At 45.5% G+C, this 1,946-nt stretch carries 1 protein-coding gene; it reads left to right on the plus strand.

Features of this window, described 5'->3' with window-relative positions:
- On the plus strand, window positions 1-1,946 hold a 1,946-nt coding region (locus tag ACXM1Q_RS09165; protein WP_458517792.1), incomplete at both ends, for a DUF1542 domain-containing protein.

Genomic DNA, 1,946 nt, shown 5'->3' on the forward strand with positions numbered 1-1,946 from the left:
GAAGCGATTGATGCGAACGATAGCTTGACTGATGAAGAAAAAGCAGCAGCTAAAGAACAAGTTGATGCAGAAGCAGCGAAAGCTAAAGATGCAGTAGATGCAGCGACAACAAATGCAGGAGTTGAGGAAGCTAAGACTGCAGGTGAAACAGCAATTAAGGCAGTTCCAGAAACTCCAGTTGCTAAGCCTAAAGCTAAGGACGCGATCGATGAAGCAGCGAAAGCTAAGAAAGAAGCGATTGATGCGAACGATAGCTTGACTGATGAAGAAAAAGCGGCAGCTAAGGAAAAAGTTGATGCAGAAGCAGCGAAAGCTAAAGATGCAGTAGATGCAGCGACAACAAATGCAGGAGTTGAAGAAGCTAAGACTGCAGGTGAAACAGCGATTAAGGCAGTTCCAGAAACTCCAGTTGCTAAGCCTGAAGCTAAGAAAGCGATCGATGAAGCAGCGAAAGCTAAGAAAGAAGCGATTGATGCGAACGATAGCTTGACTGATGAAGAAAAAGCAGCAGCTAAAGAACAAGTTGATGCAGAAGCAGCGAAAGCTAAAGATGCAGTAGATGCAGCGACAACAAATGCAGGAGTTGAAGAAGCTAAGACTGCAGGTGAAACAGCGATTAAAGCAGTTCCAGAAACTCCAGTTGCTAAGCCAGAAGCTAAGAAAGCCATCGATGAAGCCGCTACAGCGAAGAAAGCAGAAATCGATGCACGTCCAGACTTGACAGACGAAGAAAAAGCAGCAGCTAAGGCTCAAGTTGATGCAGAAGCAACGAAAGCTAAAGATGCAGTAGATGCAGCAACAACAAATGCAGGAGTTGAGGAAGCTAAGACTACAGGTGTTGATACTGTTAAAGCTATTAACCCAGATGCAGTTGCGAAGCCAGAAGCTAAGAAAGCCATCGATGAAGCAGCGAAAGCTAAGAAAGAAGCGATTGATGCGAACGATAGCTTGACTGATGAAGAAAAAGCAGCAGCTAAAGAACAAGTTGATTCAGAAGCAGAGAAAGCTAAAGACGCAGTAGATGCAGCGACAACAAATGCAGGAGTTGAGGAAGCTAAGACTGCAGGTGAAACAGCAATTAAGGCAGTTCCAGAAACTGCAGTTGCTAAGCCAGAAGCTAAGAAAGCCATCGATGATGCCGCTACAGCGAAGAAAGCAGAAATCGATGCACGTCCAGACTTGACAGACGAAGAGAAAGCAGCAGCTAAGGCTCAAGTTGATGCAGAAGCTAAGGCAGCTAAAGATGCAGTAGATGCAGCAACAACAAATGCAGGAGTTGAGGAAGCTAAGACTGCAGGTGTTGATACTGTTAAAGCTATTAACCCAGATGCAGTTGCGAAGCCAGAAGCTAAGAAAGCCATTGATGATGCCGCTACAGCGAAGAAAGCAGAAATCGATGCACGTCCAGACTTGACAGACGAAGAGAAAGCAGCAGCTAAGGCTCAAGTTGATGCAGAAGCTAAGGCAGCTAAAGATGCAGTAGATGCAGCAACAACAAATGCAGGAGTTGAAGAAGCTAAGACTGCAGGTGTTGATACTATCAAGGCTATTAATCCAGATGCGGTAGCTAAGACTGATGCTAAGAAAGCCATCGATGATGCCGCTACAGCGAAGAAAGCAGAAATCGATGCACGTCCAGACTTGACAGACGAAGAGAAAGCAGCAGCTAAGGCTCAAGTTGATGCAGAAGCTAAGGCAGCTAAAGATGCAGTAGATGCAGCAACAACAAATGCAGGAGTTGAGGAAGCTAAGACTGCAGGTGTTGATACTGTTAAAGCTATTAACCCAGATGCAGTTGCTAAGCCAGAAGCTAAGAAAGCTATCGATGATGCCGCTACAGCGAAGAAAGCAGAAATCGATGCACGTCCAGACTTGACAGACGAAGAGAAAGCAGCAGCTAAGGCTCAAGTTGATGCAGAAGCTAAGGCAGCTAAAGATGCAGTAGA

This window comes from Streptococcus sp. 10F2, assembly GCF_054331515.2.